The organism is Amycolatopsis sp. NPDC058278 (assembly GCF_042881395.1).
In the GTDB taxonomy this organism is placed as follows: domain Bacteria; phylum Actinomycetota; class Actinomycetes; order Mycobacteriales; family Pseudonocardiaceae; genus Amycolatopsis.
Genome location: NZ_JBHVXZ010000157.1, coordinates 1 through 19,557, shown reverse-complemented (window position 1 = coordinate 19,557; position 19,557 = coordinate 1). Strand labels below are relative to the sequence as shown.

21 protein-coding genes and 2 pseudogenes are annotated in these 19,557 nt (G+C 72.9%); 9 read left to right on the top strand and 14 right to left on the bottom strand.

From position 1 onward, the window contains the following. Window positions 1-6 precede the first annotated feature (6 nt). Both ACFVYA_RS44380 and ACFVYA_RS44375 read left to right on the top strand, forming a co-directional pair. Window positions 7-1,014: an ABC transporter substrate-binding protein gene (locus ACFVYA_RS44380; RefSeq protein ID WP_387053898.1), complete on the top strand. Its 1,008-nt coding sequence runs from the start codon at window positions 7-9 to the stop codon at window positions 1,012-1,014. Further along, window positions 1,011-2,162: an LLM class flavin-dependent oxidoreductase gene (locus tag ACFVYA_RS44375; RefSeq protein ID WP_285992172.1), complete on the top strand. Its 1,152-nt coding sequence runs from the start codon at window positions 1,011-1,013 to the stop codon at window positions 2,160-2,162. Before ACFVYA_RS44380 ends, ACFVYA_RS44375 begins: the two co-directional genes overlap by 4 nt. A 34-nt stretch (window positions 2,163-2,196) precedes the next feature. On the opposite strand, the gene ACFVYA_RS44370 is transcribed toward ACFVYA_RS44375, so the two are convergent. The 5 genes from ACFVYA_RS44370 to ACFVYA_RS44350 form a co-directional block, all read right to left on the bottom strand. Further along, window positions 2,197-2,952 carry a DJ-1/PfpI family protein gene (locus ACFVYA_RS44370; RefSeq protein WP_387053895.1) on the bottom strand — a complete coding sequence of 252 codons (756 nt, stop codon included), beginning with the start codon at window positions 2,950-2,952 and terminating at the stop codon, window positions 2,197-2,199. Next, the gene (locus ACFVYA_RS44365) at window positions 2,949-3,953 is read right to left on the bottom strand and encodes a GlxA family transcriptional regulator (RefSeq protein ID WP_387053893.1); all 1,005 of its coding nucleotides are present in this window, start codon (window positions 3,951-3,953) and stop codon (window positions 2,949-2,951) included. The genes ACFVYA_RS44370 and ACFVYA_RS44365 overlap by 4 nt, the downstream gene beginning before the upstream one ends. Window positions 3,954-3,962: 9 nt before the next feature. After that, window positions 3,963-5,813 (bottom strand): glycosyl transferase, encoded by a 1,851-nt coding sequence (locus tag ACFVYA_RS44360; protein ID WP_387053891.1) that lies wholly within the window; start codon window positions 5,811-5,813, stop codon window positions 3,963-3,965. Between the two features lie 85 nt (window positions 5,814-5,898). Next, complete coding sequence (locus tag ACFVYA_RS44355) at window positions 5,899-6,684, bottom strand: IclR family transcriptional regulator (RefSeq protein ID WP_387053889.1); 786 nt, start codon at window positions 6,682-6,684, stop codon at window positions 5,899-5,901. Window positions 6,685-6,742: 58 nt separating this feature from the next. Continuing rightward, window positions 6,743-7,333: a TetR/AcrR family transcriptional regulator gene (locus ACFVYA_RS44350; RefSeq protein WP_285992167.1), complete on the bottom strand. Its 591-nt coding sequence runs from the start codon at window positions 7,331-7,333 to the stop codon at window positions 6,743-6,745. Window positions 7,334-7,420: 87 nt separating this feature from the next. Between ACFVYA_RS44350 and ACFVYA_RS44345 the strand changes: the two genes are divergently transcribed. The 4 genes from ACFVYA_RS44345 (at window position 7,421) to ACFVYA_RS44330 (ending at window position 12,308) form a co-directional block, all read left to right on the top strand. Then, complete coding sequence (locus ACFVYA_RS44345) at window positions 7,421-8,347, top strand: oxygenase MpaB family protein (protein WP_285992166.1); 927 nt, start codon at window positions 7,421-7,423, stop codon at window positions 8,345-8,347. A gap of 9 nt (window positions 8,348-8,356) precedes the next feature. Next, the gene (locus ACFVYA_RS44340; RefSeq protein WP_387053886.1) at window positions 8,357-9,382 is read left to right on the top strand and encodes an LLM class F420-dependent oxidoreductase; all 1,026 of its coding nucleotides are present in this window, start codon (window positions 8,357-8,359) and stop codon (window positions 9,380-9,382) included. Window positions 9,383-9,505: 123 nt separating this feature from the next. After that, on the top strand, window positions 9,506-10,819 hold the full coding sequence (locus ACFVYA_RS44335; protein WP_387053884.1) for an MFS transporter: 1,314 nt from the start codon (window positions 9,506-9,508) through the stop codon (window positions 10,817-10,819). Further along, window positions 10,806-12,308, top strand: coding sequence for a pyridoxal phosphate-dependent decarboxylase family protein (locus ACFVYA_RS44330; protein WP_387053882.1), 1,503 nt, complete (start codon window positions 10,806-10,808; stop codon window positions 12,306-12,308). The genes ACFVYA_RS44335 and ACFVYA_RS44330 overlap by 14 nt, the downstream gene beginning before the upstream one ends. Here ACFVYA_RS44330 and ACFVYA_RS44325 read toward each other — a convergent pair. From ACFVYA_RS44325 to ACFVYA_RS44310, 4 genes and pseudogenes are all read right to left on the bottom strand, one after another. Beyond that, window positions 12,276-12,539 (bottom strand): annotated as a pseudogene (locus tag ACFVYA_RS44325) (DUF6295 family protein); the annotation flags it as partial. The gene ACFVYA_RS44330 and the pseudogene ACFVYA_RS44325 sit on opposite strands and share 33 nt — an antisense overlap. Window positions 12,540-12,550: 11 nt before the next feature. After that, the gene (locus ACFVYA_RS44320) at window positions 12,551-13,291 is read right to left on the bottom strand and encodes a dienelactone hydrolase family protein (RefSeq protein WP_387053880.1); all 741 of its coding nucleotides are present in this window, start codon (window positions 13,289-13,291) and stop codon (window positions 12,551-12,553) included. After that, entirely contained in the window at window positions 13,288-14,961 is a 1,674-nt protein-coding gene (locus ACFVYA_RS44315; RefSeq protein ID WP_387053878.1) for an MFS transporter, read from the bottom strand. Before ACFVYA_RS44315 ends, ACFVYA_RS44320 begins: the two co-directional genes overlap by 4 nt. Continuing rightward, window positions 14,958-15,392, bottom strand: coding sequence for a MarR family winged helix-turn-helix transcriptional regulator (locus ACFVYA_RS44310; RefSeq protein ID WP_285992159.1), 435 nt, complete (start codon window positions 15,390-15,392; stop codon window positions 14,958-14,960). Before ACFVYA_RS44310 ends, ACFVYA_RS44315 begins: the two co-directional genes overlap by 4 nt. 144 nt (window positions 15,393-15,536) lie before the next feature. Between ACFVYA_RS44310 and ACFVYA_RS44305 the strand changes: the two genes are divergently transcribed. Further along, window positions 15,537-15,833 carry a hypothetical protein gene (locus ACFVYA_RS44305; protein ID WP_285992158.1) on the top strand — a complete coding sequence of 99 codons (297 nt, stop codon included), beginning with the start codon at window positions 15,537-15,539 and terminating at the stop codon, window positions 15,831-15,833. Between the two features lie 5 nt (window positions 15,834-15,838). Here the strand turns inward: ACFVYA_RS44305 and ACFVYA_RS44300 are convergent, their stop codons facing one another. The 5 genes and pseudogenes from ACFVYA_RS44300 to mrf all read right to left on the bottom strand — a co-directional run bounded on the left by ACFVYA_RS44300 (window position 15,839) and on the right by mrf (window position 19,096). Then, entirely contained in the window at window positions 15,839-16,519 is a 681-nt protein-coding gene (locus ACFVYA_RS44300) for a hypothetical protein (protein WP_387053875.1), read from the bottom strand. Window positions 16,520-16,540: 21 nt separating this feature from the next. Beyond that, window positions 16,541-17,593: a GTP-binding protein gene (locus ACFVYA_RS44295; RefSeq protein ID WP_387053873.1), complete on the bottom strand. Its 1,053-nt coding sequence runs from the start codon at window positions 17,591-17,593 to the stop codon at window positions 16,541-16,543. Further along, on the bottom strand, window positions 17,590-17,739 hold the full coding sequence (gene rpmF / locus ACFVYA_RS44290) for a 50S ribosomal protein L32 (protein WP_387053871.1): 150 nt from the start codon (window positions 17,737-17,739) through the stop codon (window positions 17,590-17,592). Before rpmF ends, ACFVYA_RS44295 begins: the two co-directional genes overlap by 4 nt. A gap of 11 nt (window positions 17,740-17,750) precedes the next feature. Beyond that, a pseudogene (locus ACFVYA_RS44285) lies at window positions 17,751-17,849 on the bottom strand (50S ribosomal protein L31); the annotation flags it as partial. Beyond that, window positions 17,846-19,096 (bottom strand): ribosome hibernation factor-recruiting GTPase MRF, encoded by a 1,251-nt coding sequence (gene mrf, locus ACFVYA_RS44280; RefSeq protein ID WP_387053868.1) that lies wholly within the window; start codon window positions 19,094-19,096, stop codon window positions 17,846-17,848. The gene mrf and the pseudogene ACFVYA_RS44285, both read right to left, overlap by 4 nt. Window positions 19,097-19,174: 78 nt before the next feature. Here mrf and rpmB point away from each other — a divergent pair, with 78 nt between their 5' ends. Together rpmB and rpmG are read left to right on the top strand one after the other, a co-directional pair. Beyond that, window positions 19,175-19,411 (top strand): 50S ribosomal protein L28, encoded by a 237-nt coding sequence (gene rpmB / locus ACFVYA_RS44275; protein WP_360181174.1) that lies wholly within the window; start codon window positions 19,175-19,177, stop codon window positions 19,409-19,411. After that, the coding region (gene rpmG / locus ACFVYA_RS44270) for a 50S ribosomal protein L33 (RefSeq protein ID WP_387053897.1) at window positions 19,411-19,557 on the top strand (147 nt) is incomplete at its 3' end. The genes rpmB and rpmG, both read left to right, overlap by 1 nt.

Genomic DNA, 19,557 nt, shown 5'->3' with positions numbered 1-19,557 from the left:
TCTTCTATGTGGCTTTTGGTAATACTGGCGGTTGCGGCCGATCGCGCGGTGTCGGCGTGGGGCCGGGCGACCGGCGACGGCCCCACCGCGGTGCCGGCCGCGGTGAGCGCGGCCGACCTGGCGAAGGTGACGCTCAAGGTGGGCGACCAGAAGGGTGGCGTGAAGTCCCTGCTCACCGCGGCGAACCTGCTGCAGGGGACGCCGTACAAGATCGAGTGGGCGACATTCACGTCGGGCCCGCCCCTGCTCGAAGCCGCCTCGGCCGGCGCGATCGACACCGGGCGCGTCGGCAACACGCCGCCGATCTTCGCGGCCGCCGCGAAGGCGAAGATCAAGGTGATCAGCGTGTCGCGCAGCAACGTCGAGCGGGAAGCCGTGCTCGTGCCGCCGGACTCGCCGCTGCAGAACGTCGCTTCGCTCAAGGGCAAGACGATCGGCGTCGCCAAGGGCACCTCGGCGCACGGGCAGCTGCTGAACACGCTGCACAACAACGGATTGTCCACGAAGGACGTCAAGCTGAGCTTCCTGCAGCCGTCCGAGGCGTACGCGGCGTTCACGCAACGCACCATCGACGCCTGGGCGATCTGGGACCCCTACACCGCGCAGGCGCAGATCGAGGCCCACGCGCGGGTGCTGGCCGACGGCCGGGGCGCGTCGAACGGCCTGGGCTTCCTGACCGCGAGCGCGGCGGCGCTCGGCGACCCCGGCAAGAACTCCGCGTTGCGCGACTTCGCGGTGCGCGTGGTCAAGGCGCAGAAGTGGGCCGACACGCACCGCGAAGAGTGGGCGCAGGCGTGGGCCACTGAGACCGGGCTGAAGCTCGAGGTCGCGCGGAAGGCCGTCGAAGCGGGCCGCGACCTGCCGATCGTGCTCGACGACTCCGTGGTGGCGTCCGAACAGCAGCTCGCGGACGCCTTCACCGACGAGAAGACGCTGCCGGGCAAGGTGGACTTCGCCGCCTTCGTCGACCGGCGGTTCGGTCCCGACCTGGATCAGGCGAGGAGCAACGGATGAGCATCAGGCTGCACTGGTTCCTGCCCACCAGCGGGGACGGCCGCACGATCGTGGAACGCTTCCACGCCAACCGGTCCGCGGGCCCGGCCGCCCAGCGCGACCCGGATCTGGACTACCTGGCCCAGGTCGCCCGCGCCGCCGAGCGGCAGGGTTTCGAGGGCGTCCTGACGCCGACCGGCACCTGGTGCGAGGACGCCTGGCTCACCACGGCCGCGCTGATCCGGGAGACGACCCGGCTCAAGTTCCTGGTCGCCTTCCGGCCCGGCGTCATCTCACCGACCCTGGCCGCGCAGATGGCGGGGACTTTCCAAAGACTCTCGGGCGGCCGGGTGCTGCTCAACATCGTCACCGGCGGTGACGCGGTCGAGCAGCGCCGCTTCGGCGACTGGCACGACCACGACGCCCGGTACGCCCGCACGGACGAGTTCCTGACCATCGTGCGCGGGGTCTGGTCCGGCGAGCCGTTCAGCTTCGAAGGTGAGCACCTGCGGGTCGAAGGCGCGACGACCCTCGCCGCGCCGGACCCGGTGCCGCCGATCTACTTCGGCGGCTCGTCACCGGCCGCGCTGCCGGTCGCGGCCCGGCACGCCGACGTCTACCTGACCTGGGGCGAGCCGCCCGCCCAGGTCGCCGAGAAGATCGGCAAAGTGCGGGCGCTGGCCGGGGACCGGCCGATCCGGTTCGGCGTCCGGCTGCACACGATCTCGCGCGACACCTCGGCCGAGGCCTGGGCGGAGGCGCAGAAGCTGCTCGACGCGCTCAGCCCGGAACAGGTCGCGAAGGCGCAGGCGCAGCTGGCCGCGAGCGAGTCGGTGGGCCAGCAGCGGATGGTGGCGCTGCACGGTGGCCGGACCGGCGGCGGCGTCCGCGGGCTGGAGATCCACCCGAACCTGTGGGCCGGCGTCGGCCTCGTCCGCGGCGGTGCGGGGACCGCGCTGGTCGGCAGCCACGAGGAGGTCGCGGACCTGATCGAGGAGTACCACTCGATCGGCGTCACGGAGTTCGTGCTGTCGGGCTACCCGCACCTGGAGGAGGCGTACTGGTTCGGCGACGGCGTCCGGCCGGAACTGGCCCGGCGCGGCCTGCTGGCCGATGTCCCGGCGCTGCACCGGCCGGCCCACCCGGAGCGCAACGTCGCCGCGCTGTAGCGGTGGTGCGGGGCGGCACCCCGCACCACCGGCGCTACTTCTGTGATTCGGCGAGCAGCCGCAACGCCAGCTCCTTGAGCTGCGGGCTCGCCGCCGCCGCGTCGCCCGAGTCGAACGGCGGCCGCGGGTCGTACTCGACGGCCAGCTGGACCGCGCGGGCGACCTCCTCGCCGGCCAGCTCGGCGGCCAGGAACAGGGCCAGGTCGATGCCCGCCGAGACACCCGCCGCGGTGATCACCTTGCCGACCTGCACGTACCGCTCCGGCACGTACTCGACGCCGAACGTGGCTTCCAGGTAGTCCGCCGACGCCCAGTACGTGGTGGCCCGCTCGCGCAGCAGGCCCGCCGCGCCGAGGATCAGGGCGCCGGTGCACACCGACGTCGTCCAGGTCGTGTGGCGGTCGACGCGGCGGATCCAGTCCAGCAGCACCGGGTTGCCCATCGCCGCGACCGTGCCGCGGTTGCCCGCCCCGGGCACCAGCAGGACGTCGAGGCGGTCCACTTCGGACACCGCGCGGTCGGCGAAGACGGCCGTCCGCCCGGTGTCGGTGCGCACCGGGCCGCGGCGCTCGCCGATCATGGTGACCGTCGCGCCCGGGAGCCGGGACAGCAGTTCCGCCGGACCGGTCGGGTCGAGCAGGCTGAAGCCGTCGTAGAGCAGGATGCCGATCTTCGGGCCGGGCCGGCCTCCGGCGGCGGCCGCGGTGCCGGTCGCGGCCGGGAGCGCCAGCGCCGCGGCCGCGGCCAGCCCGCCCAGCACGGTCCGGCGGGTCGTCTGTGTGGTGGTCATGCCCCCGGAGTCTGGACAGCCGCCGCGCCCGGGAGCCGCGGGATGTCCGTCATCCTGCGAAGCGTGTCCCCGGTGACGCCGTAGTGGTCGAGGAACGCCTGCCGCAGCGTCTCGGCCGAGCCGAACCCGCACCGGCGGGCGACGGTGGCGAGCGGCAGTTCGCTGCCCCGCACCAGGTACGCGGCGGCTTCGGTGCGCACGGTGCGCACCGCACGGGCGGGGGTGGTGCCGACGTGGGTGGCGAACAGCCGGGCCAGGTGCCGTGCGGTGACCCCCGCCCTGGCCGCCAGCGCCGGCGGGCTCAGGTCCGCGTCCAGGTGGCCGGCGATGTACCCGAGCAGGTCCCGCACGGTCCGGTTCCCCGGCGACGGCGCGGCGAGGAACATGCTGATCTGGGCCTGGTCGGCGGGGCGGTGCAGGTAGGTCACGAGCTCGCGGGCGACTTCGCGGGCCAGCGTCGGGCCGTGGTCGTCTTCGACGAGCGCGAGGGTCAGGTCGAGCGCGCTGGTGACCCCGGCCGAGGTGTAGATGTTGCCGTCGCGCAGGTACAGCGGCGCGGGATCGACGGTCACGGCGGGGAACGCGGCCGCGAGCAGCTCGCCGTAGCCCCAGTGCGTGGTGACCCGCCGCCCGTCGAGCAACCCGGCCGCGGCGAGCACGAACGTGCCCGTGCACACCGAGGCGATCCGGCGGCTCCGCCCGGCGAGGCGGCGGATCTGGGCCAGCAGCGGCTCGTCCAGGACGGCCGCGCGCGTCCCCGCCCCGCCCACGACCATCAGCGTGTCCAGCGGCCCGGTGATCGCGGCCAGCCGCCGGGCGCCGGCGAGCACGATCCCCGCCGAGCTGCGCGCGCCCTGCCCGGACACGGTGGCCAGCTCGACCCGGTACGGCGGCGCGGCGCCGTGCGAGTTCGCCAGTTCCAGCGCGCCGCTCGGGCAGGCCACGTCGAGGATCTGCACCTGGTCGTAGGCGGCGATGACGACCCGCCGTTCCGGCCCCATGCCCCGAATCTACCGAGTCAGCGGGAGGAGGCCGGGTGGCGCGAACAGCGGGTAGGTGACGAGCACGCCGCCGGCGGTGCGGACGACCGAGGCCGGGCGGAAGAGGTCGCGCTGGCCGGTGTAGAAGGCGGTGGTGCCGTCTTCGCGGCCGGTGAGCAGGACCCGGCGGCGCGGCTGCCCGGCGGCGTCCTCGCCGGGGACCTCGGGAAAGGCGGCGACCCCCACGGGCTGGATGGCGGCGAGCGCGGCGATCGTCGCGATGAGCCGCGGGTCGGCGCAGCCTTCGCGCAGCACGGCGGCGGCTTCGGAGCTCAGCGCGATCCGGGCCGACGCGGTCAGGGCTTCGCCGGCGTGGGCCCGGATCGGAGCTTCCGGCGGCGCGGCGGGATCGGCCGGCGGGAGCCCGAGCCGCCAGACGGTGACCCGGGTGTCACCGGAGCCGAACACAGCGGTCGCGCCGGCGCCGGCGAAGGCGCCGTCCAGGGCCGGGTAGTGCTTCCGGAGGGTGGTTTCGTCCCTCCCGAAGACGCCCCACTCGGCGGGCGGGCAGGTGACGGAGCAGGCGGCGGGCGGCGCGAGCAGGCCGGTCGGCCAGCCGGCGTTCGCGAGTTCGGCCCAGGCGGCGTCATCGACGAGCAGCCGCGACCCGGAAGCGTTGCCCCGCAGCCAATCGCGCGCGGCGGCGAGCGGCCCACCGCGATCGACGGTCGCCCGGAGGGCGGGGTACCCGCCACCCCAGCTGACGGCAAGTGCCGCGGCGAGCACCCCACCGCCAACCCCGGCCACGACCCGGCGGCGAGCGATGCGGCCGGGGTGGGCGGGATGCGGGGTGGCGGTGTGGGTGGCGCCGGCCGGTTCGGGCCGGGTGCGGCCGCTCGTGCTTCCGTGCGTGCTTGCGTGGCGAGGCTCCGAGCGCCGCCGGGTCGCTGCCTGGGCGATTGCCGCCAGCAGCAACGGTGTCACCGGCAGCAACAGCGCCAGCACGGCGGTCGACGGCACGCCCGGCACCAGCAGTGTTGCCGCGAGCAGCACCCCCGTCGCCGCCAATGGCCGCACCTTCTTGACCGCCAGTCCCGCCAGGAGCGCGGCCGCCGACAGCGCCACCCACGCCGGGTCCAGCGCCGCCCAGTCGGCCACCGATGGGCGGGTCGCCGCCGCCAGGTGGGGGCGGAGGACCGCCGCCGCCGGGCCGAACGCGATGCCCAGGCCCAGGTTCAGCAACACCGCCACCCATGCCGCGCGCACCGGTGCGCGGCGCGCCAGCAACCAGCCCGCCGCGGGCAGGAAGAACAGCGCCAACGGGGACGTGAGCACCGCCGCCAGCAGGCACCCCGCCGCCGCCGTGTCGTGGCGGATGCGGGCGCCCGGGCGGGTGATCAGGACCAGTGCCCCCAGCGCCCAGGCCACCGCCAGGTGCTCCACGACGACCAGCCGCTGCACCCCGAGCGCCAGCGGGGACGCCGCGAGGAGCAGCACCGCCGCCGCGGACGCCCAGCGGGTCAGGCCCAGGCGGCGCGCCAGGACCCACGTCAGTACCGCGCTCACGAGCGCCGCGGCCAGCACGGTCTCGCGGACGGCGGCCAGCGCCGTGGCCGAGCGGCCGAACGCGTCCGAGACCATCGTGGCCGCCGCCAGCTGCAGCCAGCCGAACGGGCTCGCCCCGGCGCCGCCCGCGTCGGCGAACGACGTCAGCGTGCCGAGCGCGTAGGCGTGGGCGACCGTGGCCGCCTCCGTGGGCAGGCCCGGCTCGGGGGCGGCCAGGTAGAGCACGCGCAGCCCGCCGGCCAGCGCCAGCAGCGCGAGCACGATGTCGAGCGACAGCAACCGGTGCGCGGCGGGGACCGGGCGGTGCTGGACCATTGCACGGATCGTAGCGGGTGGTGCCGACCGGTCCCGACCGGGACCACGGACGGCTCATTCGCCGGAAAACCGTTGCCCGGCAGGATTATCTTCGACTGTCCGGAGTGGAACCCGAGAGCGTCCGGGTCAACGCGAGCGCGACCGTCCGGACGGCCGGGGCGACGCGTTCGGTCCGCATCCGGTTGGCCCAGCCGGAGATCGACACCGCGGCCACCGCGACGCCGCGGGCGTCGAGCAGCGGGCTGGCCGCGCACACCACGCCGACGCCGGATTCCTCGCGCTCCAAGGCGATCCCGTCTTCCCGGACGCGGGTGAGCTGACGGCGGAGCAGGCCCGGCGCGGTGATCGTCCGCGCGCTCATCCGCGGCAGCCCGGCGTCGATCACCTGGGTCACCACCGGTTCCGGGGAGAACGCGAGGATCGCCTTGCCGACGCCGGTGGCGTGCGCGGGGAACCGGCCGCCGATGCGCGAGGGCAGCGTCGGCGCGTCCGGCCCGCGCAGCACGTCGAGGTACACCACTTCGGTGCCTTCGAGGATGGCGAGGTGGACGGTGTTGCGCGTGGCCTCGCGAAGGTCGGCCAGGTACGGCCGGGCCGCCTCGACCAGGCCGCGCCGGGGAGAGGCCAGCTGGCCGACCTCGAACAGGCGCAGCCCGAGCCGCACCGCGCCTGCCTCGCGTTCGACCAGGCCGGTCTCGGCCAGGTGCCCGACGAGCCGGTGCACGGTCGTCTTCGCCAGCCCGGTCCGGCGGGCCAGTTCGGAGACGCCGAGGGTCTCGTCACCGGGCCGGAAGGCTTCCAGGAGCGCGGCGAGCCGGGCCGCGACGAGGCCGTCGCCGCTCGCGCCGTCGTTCCGCCCAGCGGTACGCATGGGTTGAGTGTGCCCGATCCGCCGCGCGACTGTCAGCAGGTCGGGCAAGGGAGGTGGGTCAGTGGCCGTCGGCGCCGAGGACGAGTTTCACGCAGTGCGCGACGAGCCGCTCGCGCGAGACCTTCAGCGAGCCGTCGAGGTAGGCGACGAAGACGTTGGTCAGCGCGCCGACCAGCCCGACGGCGACCATCCGGCGTTCGGTCTCGTCGCCGTGGGTGAGCTGCTCGCCGACCAGCGCGGCGAAGACCGGCAGCAGGTGCAGGCCGCGGCGGGTCAGCGCGGGGTCGGTGAGCGGTGCGAGCAGCAGGACCCGGCCCTTGCGGGGGTCGTCGACGATCAGCTCGACGAAGGCGCGCACGGCGTTCTCGGCCCGCAGAACGGGCGTGGGGGCGTCCCGCACCGCGTCGACGAGCGCCTGCCGCGCCTGCTCGCCGACGTGCTCGTACACGGCCGCGACGAGCTCTTCGCGGTCGGCGAAGCTTTCGTAGAAGTAGCGCTCGGTCAGCTTCGCGCGCCGGCACACCGCGCGGACGCTCGTCCCGGCCGAGCCTTCGGTGCCCAGCAGCTCCAGGCCGGCCGCCACGAGCTGCTCGCGCCGGAGCGCCTTCCGGTCGTCCAGCGTCGTGCCCGCCCAGGTCCGGCCCGGCATCACAGCTCCTCGGTTGACTACAACTGTTGTCAGATCCTAGCCTGACAACAGCCGTAGTCAGTTTGAGACTCGACGAGGAGTGCGCCGATGACCCGGGAAGACCCCCAGCCGCTGGGTCCCGACTCGCTGACGTGGAAGTACTTCGGCGACTGGCGCGGCCTGCTGATCGGCCTGTGGGCCGGCTCCATGCAGAACATGCACCCCGGCCTCGGCGCCGGCGTCGAGCAGCACTCGCGGTTCTTCGAAGAGCGCTGGCAGCGGCTGTTCCGTTCGCTCTACCCGATCGGCGGCGTGGTCTACGACGGCCCGCGCGCCCACGCGACCGCCCTCGAAGTCCGCGGCTACCACGACCGCATCAAGGGCGTCGACGCGCAGGGCCGCCGGTACCACGCGCTCGACCCCGACACCTACTACTGGGCGCACGCGACGTTCTTCGTCAGCACGATCCTGATCGCCGACCACTTCATGGGCGGCATCGGCGAAGCCGAAAAGCGGCGGCTGTTCGACGAGCACGTCCAGTGGTGGCGGATGTACGACATGACCATGCGGCCCGTGCCGGAGAGCTGGGAAGACTTCCAGCGCTACTGGAAGCACATGTGCACCGACGTCCTGGAAGACAACAAGGCCACCCGGGACGTCCTGGACATCCGCGGGCTCGGCAAGCCGCCGTTCCTGCCCCGGCTGCCGGACGCGCTGTGGCGGCCGGTCCAGCGGGTGATCGCGCGCAACTTCGTGTGGCTGACGATCGGGCTGTACGACCGCGAGGTCCGCGACCTGCTCGGCTTCCGCTGGACCGAGCGCGACGCCCGGCGGCACCGGCGGTTCGGCAAGCTGGTCGGCACCGTGTTCAAGCTCGTCCCGCACGACCGCCGCTACCACCCGCGAGCCCGCGCAGGCTGGCGCCGCGAGCGCGGGGAGGTGGCCGTGGACGCGCCCCTGGTCGAGACTCCACGAAGGAACCTGCCGCCGCTGTCCGAGCGGGGCAAGCCCGAGCACTACGCGCCGAACGTCTAGGAGGCATTCGTGAAGCTGGGATTCCACGTCGGGTACTGGCAGAGCGGCCCGACCCCGGGTGCGCTGGAAGCCGTCCTCAAGGCCGAGGAGCTCGGCTTCGACTCGGTGTGGACGGCGGAGGCCTACGGCTCGGACGCGTTCACGCCGCTGGCCTGGTACGGCGCTTCCACCAGCCGGATCCGGCTCGGCACGAACATCGTCCAGATGGCCGCGCGGACGCCGACGGCGACGGCGATGAGCGCGCTGACCCTCGACCACCTCTCCGGCGGCCGGATGGTGCTCGGGCTCGGCGCGTCCGGCCCGCAGGTCGTCGAAGGCTGGTACGGCCAGCCGTACCCGAAGCCCCTCGCGCGGACCCGGGAGTACGTGAACATCGTCCGGCAGGTGATCGCCCGCGAGGCGCCGGTGACCCTCGACGGCGACCACTTCCAGCTGCCGTTCAAGGGCGGCACCGGGCTCGGCAAGCCGCTGAAGCCGACGGTGCACCCGCTGCGCAAGGACATCCCGATCCACCTCGCCGCCGAAGGCCCCAAGAACGTGGCCCTCGCGGCGGAGATCGGCGACGGCTGGCTCCCGCTGTTCTTCTCGCCCAAGAGCAACGACTTCTACAAGGCGGCGCTCGAAGAAGGCTTTTCGCGGCCGGGCGCGCGGCACACCTTCGCCACGTTCGAGGTGCCGTGCTCGCTGCCGGTGATCGTGCACGACGACGTCGAAGAGGCGGCGAGCTGGATCAAGCCGTCGCTGGCGTTGTACATCGGCGGGATGGGCGCGAAGAGCGTGAACTTCCACCACGACGTGTACGCGCGGCTCGGCTACGGCGACGTGGCCGACGAGGTCCAGGAGCTCTTCCTCGCCGGCCGCAAGGAGGAGGCGGCCGCGGCGATCCCGACGTCGCTGGTCGAGGACACCTCGCTGATCGGGCCGCCGGAGAAGATCCGCGAAGAGCTGAAGGCCTGGGAGGACACCGTGGTCACCCAGCTGCTCCTGCGCGGTGACGCCGCGACGCTGGAGAAGATCGCCCGCGCTCTTCGCTGACCGGCGGGCCCCGGTCGTGGCCTTGGTCACGACGATGGCACGATTCCCCTCGACCACTACCGGGTGCGCGCCGAGATCGAATACTCATGGCCTGCACCCGGTACGCCGTTTTCGAGGAGGACCATGGCGACGCTGTCCGGCCGGACGAGGTTCCGCTATTCGCTCGGCTCGTTCGTCACCGGGTCCTTCGGCACGGTCCCCGGCCTCGTGCTGGTCAAGTACCTGACCGACACCATGGGCGTGCCCGCGGGCTGGGCCGCCGCGATCGTCTTCGTCCCCAAGGCCTGGGACTTCTTCTTCAACCCGGTCGCCGGCCGGCTGTCCGACGCGGACCTGATCAAGACCGGCAGCCGGCGCCGCTTCCTGCTGATCGGCGGCGTCGGCGTCGCGATCCTGTTCGCGGCGATGTTCGCCCACCCCGGCTTCGGGACCCCGCTGCCGGACGCGCTGTACGTGGCGATCACCTTCGCCCTCTGCGCGACGGCGTACGCGCTGTTCCAGGTGCCGTTCAACGCGCTGCCCGCCGAGCTGACCGAGTCGGCGACCGAACGCACGAAGCTGACCAGCGTCCGCATCGGCGTGCTGGCCGTGACGATCCTGATCTGCGGCGGTGGCGCCCCGGCGATCACCGCGGCGATCGACGGCGTCGCCGGCTACCGGGTGATGGCCGTGGTGATCGGCCTGATCGTGCTGGCCGCGACGCTGCTGGTGTACTTCGGGCTCAAGGACGCGCCGGTCGGTTCCCTGCGGCCGAACACCGTGAACCTGAAGGAGCTGGTCCGCACGCTCGCCGGCTGGCGGCCGTTCCGCTGGCTGCTCGGCACGTACTTCATCCAGGCGCTCGGCATCGGCACGGTGCTCGCCGCGATCCCGTTCTTCGCCCAGCGCATCCTCGGCGACGAGGGCTACGGGACGATCCTGTTCGTCATCTTCGTCGGCCCGGCGCTGGTCACCATGCCGCTGTGGCCCCGGCTGGGCGATCGGGTGGGCAAGCTGAACGGCTTCCGCCTGGCCACGGCGGCCTTCGCGATCGGCCTGCTCGGCCTGGTCTTCGCCCGGGAGATCCCGCTGGTCGTCACGTTCGTCTTCGTGGCGCTGTGCGGGATCGGCTACGCGGGGATTTCGGTGTTCCCGCTGGCCATCCTGCCCGACCTGATCACCGCCGAGGAGGAGCGCACCGGCGAGACCCGGGCGGGGATCGCGGCGGGCGTGTGGACCGCGGGGGAGACGCTGGGGCTGGCCTTCGGCGGCGGCCTGTGGGCGATCATCCTCGCCGCCGGCGGGTACGTGTCGAGCACCGACGCGACGGCGAACCAGCCGCACAGCGCGATCGTGGCGATCCTCGTCGGGGCGTCGATCGTCCCCGGCGTGCTGATCGCGCTGGCCCTGCCGCTGCTGCGGCGCAAGGTGCTGGAACCGCGCCATGAACTCGCCTGAGGGCGTCCTCGCGGCGCTGCGAGAGCTGCGCGCGGGCGACCTGCCGACGCACGGCGGCCGGACGCTGGCCTACGTCTACGACAGCGGCCTGTCCGAAGTGGACTCCCTGGGCGCGGCCGCGCACGCGCTCGCGTCGTCGGCCAACGGCCTGGATCCGACGGCGTTCCCGAGCCTGCTGCGGATGGAGAACGACCTCGTCGCCGCGGCCTCCGCGCTGCTCGGCGACGTCCCGGGCGTGGTCGGTTCGGTGACCTCCGGCGGCACGGAGTCGTGCTTGCTGGCGGTGCTCGCCGCCCGGGACGCGCACCCCGGGATCGCGGCGCCGTCGATCGTGCTCCCGACGACCGCGCACGCGGCGTTCCACAAGGCGGCCCACCTGTTCGGGCTGCGTCGCATCGACGTCCCGGTCGACCCGGTGACCTTCCGCGCCGACCCGGCGGCGATGGCCGCGGCGATCGACGACTCGACGGTCCTGGTCGTGGCGAGTGCGCCGTCGTACGCCCACGGCGTGCTCGACCCGGTGCCCGGGATCGCGGCGGCGGCGCACGAGCGCGGCGTCCGGATGCACGTCGACGCCTGCATCGGCGGCTGGGTGCTGCCGTACTTCGCCCGCCTCGGCGCGGACGTCCCGCCGTTCGACTTCCGCGTCCCCGGCGTCACGAGCATTTCGGTGGACCTGCACAAGTACGCGTACTGCCCGAAGGGGACGTCGGTGCTGCTGCACGCCTCGGCGGAACTGCGGCGCACGCACTACTTCGCGAGCGCGGCCTGGCCGGGGTACACGATGCTGAACACGACCATCCAGAGCACGCGGTCGGGCGGGCCCTTGGCGGCGGCGTGGGCGGTGGTGAACCACCTCGGTTCCGACGGCTACCTGAAGCTGGCGTCCGCCGCGCGTGAGGCGGTGTCCCGGATCCGTTCCGGCATCGAGGAACTACCGGGCCTGCGGGTTCTGGGCGACCCGGTCTCGACGCTGATCGCGTTCACCGGCGACGACGGCTTCGACCTGTTCACGGTGGCCGACGAGATGAAGGCGCGCGGCTGGTACGTCCAGCCGCAGTTCGCGCACCTGAGTTCCCCGGCGAACCTGCACCTGACGGTGACGGCGGCCAACCACGGCAGCGAGAAGGAGTTCCTGACCGACCTGGCCGCGTCGGTGGACGCGGCCAGGTCGGCGGGCCCGGTGGTCGTCGACGCGGCGGTGGCGGAGTTCGTCGCGGCGCTCGACCCGGCGACGCTGACGCCGGAGCAGTTCGCGGGCCTCCTCGCGGCGGCGGGCCTGGGCGGCGCTTCGGGGCTGCCGGACCGCATGGCGCCGATCAACGCGCTCCTCGCCACGGCACCGGCGCCATTGCGGGAGCGGTTGCTGCTCGAGTTCCTGGGCGCCCTCTACACGCCGTCGTGGGTGGGATGGCGGGGTCACCCCCCCCCGACCCCACACCACTGGGTACAGGGTGCGGGGGACCCACCCCGGCCGGGCGGGCATTAACCCGGCCGGGATAGCGGGCCCCCAGGCGAGCGCGTCCTCTTCGGTCAGCTCCAACGCGACCCGCGCCGACGCGCCCAGGGCCGGGTTGCGGAAGTCGATGTTCACCGTGTGCGCGTAGGGCGCGTGCACCGGGTGGTCGACGTACACGGTGCCTTCGTTCAGCCGGAACCAGCCGCGGGCGCCCTTGCCGCTGCCTTCGAGCGCGAACTTTTCCGTCAGGTAAGTGCACATGGCGAGTCCTCTCAGGCGGTGAGCGTGCGGGCGTAGAAGCCGAGGATGCGTTCCCAGCCGTCCTTCGCGGCTTCGGGGCGGTAGCTCGGGCGGTCGACGGCGAAGAACGCGTGGCCGGCGTCGGCGTAGGTGTGGAACTCGTGCTCCTTGCCGTGCTTTTCCAGCTCGGCCGCCAGCACGGCCACCTCGTCCGGGCCGGGGAACTGGTCGTCGGCGCCGAAGATGCCCAGCAGCGGACAGGACAGCTGGGGCGTCAGGCCGAGCAGCGGCTTCATCTGCTTCATGGCCTCCGGCGGGTCGTTGACGACGAACGCGCCGTAGCAGTCCACCGCCGCGTCGAGTTCCAGGGAACAGGCCGCCAGGAACGCGTGGCGGCCCCCGGAACAGTGCCCGATGACGCCGACGCGGCCGTTCGCGTTCTCCAGCGCGCGCAGGTAGTCCGCCGCGCCCGAGACGTCACCGACCAGGCGGTCGTCCGGGACGCCGCCCGCCGCGCGGACCGTCGCGGCCGCGTCGTCGGGGTCCGCGCCCGGCGCTTCCCGCGTGTACAGGTTCGGGCAGAGCGCGTTGTAGCCCTCGACGGCGAAGCGGCGGACCATCTCCTTCGTCGCCGCGTCGTAGCCGGGCAGGTGGTGGATCACCACGACGCCGCCACGCGGGGTCTCGTCGGTCGGTTTGGCCAGGTAGGCCTCGAGCTCGTCCCCGCCGTGGCCGGTGATGGTGACGGTTCCGGCGATGATCTCGTCGGTCATCGGTGGTTCTCCTTCGCTTCCTCGAGAGGGTGGACGTACCGTGCGCCGCGCGAAGCGGACGCGATCGCGGCGACGACGGCCATCGCCGCGGCCGCGGTGAACACGACCACCAGGCCGTGGTGGAACGGGCCGGAGACCAGCCGGGGGAAGAACTCGCCGCCGGTGAGGGCCGTCCGGTCGGCCGGCGCCAGTCCGGAAAGGACGTCCGGGCCGAGCAGGTGGCCGATCGGGTTGCTGCCGAGGAACGCGGCGAACAGCGTGCTGACCGGCGGCAGCTGCGCGACACCGTCGGCGACCGGCGCCGGGACGCCGTGGGCCTGCAGGCCGCCCGTCAGCGTCTGCGGCAGCGACGTGGCCAGCCCGGCGATCATCAGGGAGAAGAACACGCCGATAGACAGCGACGTCCCGGAGTTCTGGAACGTCGCCCGCATGCCGGAGGCGACGCCGCGCTGCTCGGTCGGGACGCTGCTCATGATCGCCGAGGTGTTGGGCGCGGCGAACATGCCCTGGCCGACGCCGCTCAGCACGAGCAGGGCGGCGAACGCCGGGTAGGCGAAGTCCACCGGCAGCGCCAGGAGGCCGAGGAACGCCGCGGCGACCAGCAGCAGGCCGCCGGTGGCCAGCGGCCGGGCGCCGAACCGGTCGGACAGGTAGCCGGACACCGGCCCGGCGATGAGGAACCCGACGGTCAGCGGCAGCAGGTGGATGCCCGCCCACAGGGGCGTCCGCTCGTAGTCGTAGCCGTGCAGGGGCAGCCAGATCCCCTGCAGCCAGATGATGAGCATGAACTGCATGCCACCACGGGCGACCGAAGTCAGCAACGCGGCGATGTTGCCGGCGGCGAAAGCGCGGATCTTGAACAGGCTCAGCTGGAACATCGGCGCGGCGACGCGGGTCTCGATGACGCCGAACAGCAGGAGCAGCAGCACGCCGGCGCCGATCCCGCCCAGGACCCAGGGGTTGCCCCAGCCGGTGGCGGCACCGCCGTGGGGCTGGATGCCGTAGGTGATCGCGGCGAGGACCAGCGCGGTCCCGGCCGCGAAGGTGACGTTGCCACCCCAGTCGACCTTCGCGCGCTGCGGCGTCCCGACCTCGCGGAGGCTGCGGATCGACCAGATCGTGCCGAGCAGGCCGAAGGGCACGCTCACCCAGAACACCGCGCGCCAGTCGATCTCGGCCAGCAGCCCGCCGACGACCAGGCCGAGGAACTGCCCGGCCAGCGCGGTGATCTGGTTGACGCCCAGCGCCATCCCGCGCTGGCGCGCCGGGAAGGCGTCGGTGAGGATGGCCGCCGAGTTCGCCGTCAGCATCGACCCGCCGACGGCCTGCACGACCCGCCAGCCGATCAGCCAGAGCGCCCCGGCCCCGGCGTGGAACGGGTCGAACGACAGGGCGACCGACGCGGCGCTGAACACGACGAACCCGAGGTTGTACATCTTGACGCGGCCGAACATGTCGCCGAGCCGCCCGAGCGTCACCACCAGCACGGCCTGGACCAGCAGGTAGCCGAGGATCATCCAGAGCAGGTAGCCGATGTTGCCCGGGGCGAGCGGGTCGAGCCCGATGCCGCGGAAGATCGCCGGCAGCGAGATGATGACGATCGAGCCGTCGAGTGCGGACATCAGCACGCCGAGCGTGGTGTTCGACAGGGCGACCCACTTGTAGCTCACAGCTCGGCCGCCAGCCGCTCGATCAGCGGGATGGCCGCGAGCAGCGCGCGCTGCTCGGCCTCGGTGAACTCCCCGGCCAGCGCGGCCGCCATCTGCCGGGTGGTCTGCGAGCGCCGGTCGGTGAGCAGCTTGACGCCGGCTTCGGTGACCGACATCAGCACCTTGCGGCCGTCGGAGTCGTCCCTGCGCCGCTCGACCAGCCCGCGTTCGACCAGCCCGGCGAGGGTGACGCCCATGGCCTGCGGTTTGACGCGTTCGAGGCCGGCGAGACAGCCCGGGGTCGCCGGGCCTTCGCGGTCGAGGCGGGACAGGACCGAGCGTTCGGGCAGGGTCGGTTCGCCGGCGACGTAGCCCTGGCGCAGCCGCCGGATCAGCCGGCCGAGCGCGACGCGCAGGTCGGCGCTCGCCTGGAGGAGCTCCTCGTCGGTCACGATCGTCAACCTAGACTGATAAACCTGGGTTGATCAACTCGGGCACCGGCGCCGCTATCGGGTGAGCCGGGAGGTTTCGCCCGGGCCGTGGCCGGGCCGCGGTGTTACCGTCCGAAATGGACACGCCTGGAAAGGGACCCCCCGATGACCATCCTGCACGTCGAGCACGCCGGCCACGACCACGTCCACCGCGAGGGCTGTGGGCACGCGGCGGTCCCGCACGGCGACCACATCGACTACGTGCACGAAGGGCACCTGCACCGGGCCCACGACGGCCACTTCGACGAGTGCGAAATCGCCGGCCACGTGCCGCACACCGGCCACGACCACGCCCACGGCGACGGCTGCGGCCACGTGGCGGTGCCCCACGGCGACCACGTCGACTACCTGCACGACGGGCACCGCCACGCGACCCACGAGGACCACTACGACGACCACTGACCCGTTCAGCCGAGCGGGATCACGACGGTGGCCTGTCCGCCGGAGGACTCGACGGCCAGGGTCAGCACCCGGGCCTCCGCCGGCGGTCCGGGTTCGAACGTGCGCCGCTCCACGAGCAGGCCGTGCGATCCGGACCCGCCACCCCCGCCGCCCCGGTACTGGGTTCCGGCGTCGTCCCAGCCGCGCCAGTGGGTCCGCAGGGCGAAGTGCTCGCGCACCCGGCGCGGATCGACGCCACCGTGCGCAAGGGTCAGGACGACGAACGTCGACCACACCTCCAGGCTCACCAGGTCCGCCGTGAGCTCGCCGACCTCGAGGACGCGACCTGCCAGCGAAACCACCTGCCGCAGCACCGGTGCCGGCGGTTCTTCGATCGCCTGCCGCCACTCGGGTCGCTCGGTCCCCACGCGCCTGGCCACCGCCTCGCCGCCGGTCGAAATCGCCGTCGAGGCCGAGGCCTCCGCGTGCACGACCGTGAGCCGGCCGGACCGTTGCAAGGTCACGTCGAGGTCGGCGAGGATCCGGTCGGCGTCCTCCTGCCGCAGAGCCCCCGCGGCCACCAGGCCGATCGCCACCCCGCGGATCTTCTGCCGATCGAGAGAACTTCGCCTGCCGCCCTCCGGCTGCCCCCGGCCTGCGCCCAGACCGTCGGAAATCAGTTTCTCCAGATATCCCCGCCCGTCCATGCCGTCATTCTTCCGCCGCGGTCAATGGATTTGGACCGGCTCCCATTCCGGGAACGGGTCCGGTCCCGTGGCGACCTCGCCGAGGCAGTCCCGAAGCGCCGCCAGGAGGGCGTCGCCCGCCAGGTCGATGCCGATGAACACCAGCTCCTGCCGCGGTTCGGCCGCCACGCCCTGGGGTTCGAACCGGGCCACCGTGCCCGCCTGCGACCACAGCCCGCTCACCCCGGGCCGGGACGCCAGCGCGAAGAACCCTTTCGACCGCAGCACCGTTCCGAATTCGCCGGAATCCAACCGCCGCGTGACGAAATCCCACAGCCGGGCGGGGTCGAACGGCCGGGAAGCGCGGAACACCACGCTGGAGATGCCGTACTCCTCGGTCTCCGGGACGTGGTCGCCGTTCAGCTCGGCCACCCAGCCCGGCGCCTCCTGCGCCCGGACGGCGTCGTACCGGCCGGTTCCGAAGACCCGCTCCAGCGGCACCTGCCCGAAGCGGCCCGTGACGACATCAGCGCCCGGGTTGAGCCGTCGCAGCGTCGCCACCAGCCGGTCGGTATCGGTGACCAGGTCCGTCTTGTTCAGCAGCAGGACGTCGGCGAACTCGACCTGGTCGACCAGCAGGTCGCTGACCGTCCGTTCGTCGTCCTCGTACTGGTCCAGCCGGCGCTCCGCCAGGGAGTCGCCGGCCGCCAGCTCGCGGGCGAAGTTCGCCGCGTCCACCACGGTCACCATCGTGTCGAGGTGGGCGACCGTGTCCAGGAACGTGAACGTCGCGGCCACCGGCATCGGTTCGGAGATGCCGCTGGACTCGATGAGCACGTGGTCGAAGCGATCGTCCGCGCACAGCGCCGCGACCTCCTCCAGGAGGTCTTCCCGGAGGGTGCAGCAGATGCACCCGTTGGTCAGTTCCACGAGGCGCTCCTGCGACCGGACCAGGGCGGCGTCGATGTTGACCTCGCTCATGTCGTTGACGATCACCGCGACCCGCAGTCCCGCCTTGTCGGCGAGGATGTGGTTGAGCAGTGTCGTCTTGCCCGCGCCGAGGAAGCCGGACAAGACCGTGACCGGAACGCTCACGAGTGGAAGTGCTTCATCAGCCGGCGCGGGACGAGCTGGACCTTGCCGTCGACCTTGATCGGCACCAGGTCGGGCACGGCGGCCTTCCACTGAGCCCGCCGGGACCGCGTGTTGCTGCGAGACGTCTTGCGCTTGGGGACGGCCATCAGCGGGTGCCCCGCTCGGAGGTGATGGTGGAGCGGGTCAGGAAGGCGTCGCCGGTCGACGAGTCCTTGAACACCACGGGGTGGTAGTCGGGGTGGATGCCGGTCTTCATGCTTCTTCCTTTCGGTTCGCCGCGGTCGCGTCGTGCCGCGCCGGGTCGGTTTCGGTGTCCTCGCACGGTTCTTCGTGCCAGTCGCCGAACGGGTCGGGGTAGCGCAGCCAGGCTTCGGGGCCTTCGGCGAGCTCCGGGTCGGTGAGCAGCGCCCCGCGCAGGGCGGCCGCGACCTCGTCGGGCGTCGCCTGGTCGGTGACGACGACGAGCTCCTGGGCCCGGTCGCCGTGCACCGGGTCCCAGCGCAGGGACGCCAGCGTGCGGCGCTCGGGGGAGACGTCCGTCCACTCCGGACCGTCCGGCGACGCGAGCCACGGCCCGGCGTGGCCGAGGCCCAGCCCGCCGCCCGCCGACTCGATCCAGAACGCGACGTCGGGCCGGCTGGCCACCCACGCGCGCCCGCGGGTGCGGACGACGCCGTCGAGCAGCACGTCGAGCGCGTCGTGCAGCCGTTCCGGGTGGAACGGCCGCCGCGCGGTGAAGGTGAGCAGGGCGATGCCGCAGTCGTCGTGCAGGGGCGGTTCGCCGCGCAGCAGCGCGCCGTGCATGTCGGTGACCTCGCCGCGCCGGGCGTCCGCCGGGACCGCGTCGAGCACGCGGTGGCCGTCGACCCGGGCGAGCTCGACCCGGGGGATGGACGGCGCCACCCGGTCGAGCACCGCGGACGCCTTCGCGGCGCTCCACGCGTCGGTGGCCGCGCCGGCCAGCACGAGGACGTCGGCGAACTCCACCTGCGACAGCGCGACCTGGGCGACCGTCCGTTCGTCCTCGGGGCTGCCCTGCAGGTTCCGGTCGGCGAGCTCGTCGTCGCCGGTCGCGTCGGCGAGCCAGGTCGCGCAGTCGACGACGGTGAGGACGGCCCGCAGGTCGACGTCGTCGCTCACCGGGTGGCCGCCGACCAGGACGTTCCGGATCGCCCAGCTCACCGGCTCCGGCTCCATGGCCTCGTCGAGCCGGACGACGATCCGGGTCACCTCCGGGCGCCGGGCCAGCCGCCGCAGCAACGGGAGCAGGTCTTCCCGCAGGGTGCACGACACGCAGCCGTGGGCCAGCTCGAGCACGGTCAGCTCGTCGCGCTCGCCGAGCCGCAGCCGGCGGCGGACGACGCCGGAGCGGATCTCGCGCAGGTCGTGGTGGACGACGGCGGTGCCGGGCGCCGTCGCGCGCAGCAGTTCGGCCAGCTCGGCGTTCGGGCCGGCGGCGAGCCCGCTGACGAGGACGAGCGGAACGCGGGGGTGAGGGGTCACTGCGGCTCCAGGAATACGGGCGGGGTACGGTGCGTAGAGTAGATGACAATGAAAATCACTATCAACTCAGGAGGGTCCTTGTCCGCCGTCTGCCAGGTCACCGGCCGCAAGCCGGGCTACGGCAAGCAGGTCTCGCACTCCCACCGCCGCACGTCCCGGCGGTGGGAGCCGAACCTGCAGAACCGTCGCTACTTCGTGCCCGGTGAAGGCCGCTGGGTGCGGCTGCGTGTCTCCGCCAAGGGCATGAAGACGATCGACAAGCGCGGCATCGAGGCCGTCGTCGCCGAGCTGAAGGCGAAGGGGGTGAAGCTGTAATGGCGAAGAGCACCGACGTCCGGCCGGTCATCAAGCTGCGGTCCACCGCGGGCACCGGCTACACGTACGTGACCAAGAAGAACCGCCGGAACGATCCGGACCGGATGGTCCTGCGCAAGTACGACCCCGTGGCGCGCAAGCACGTC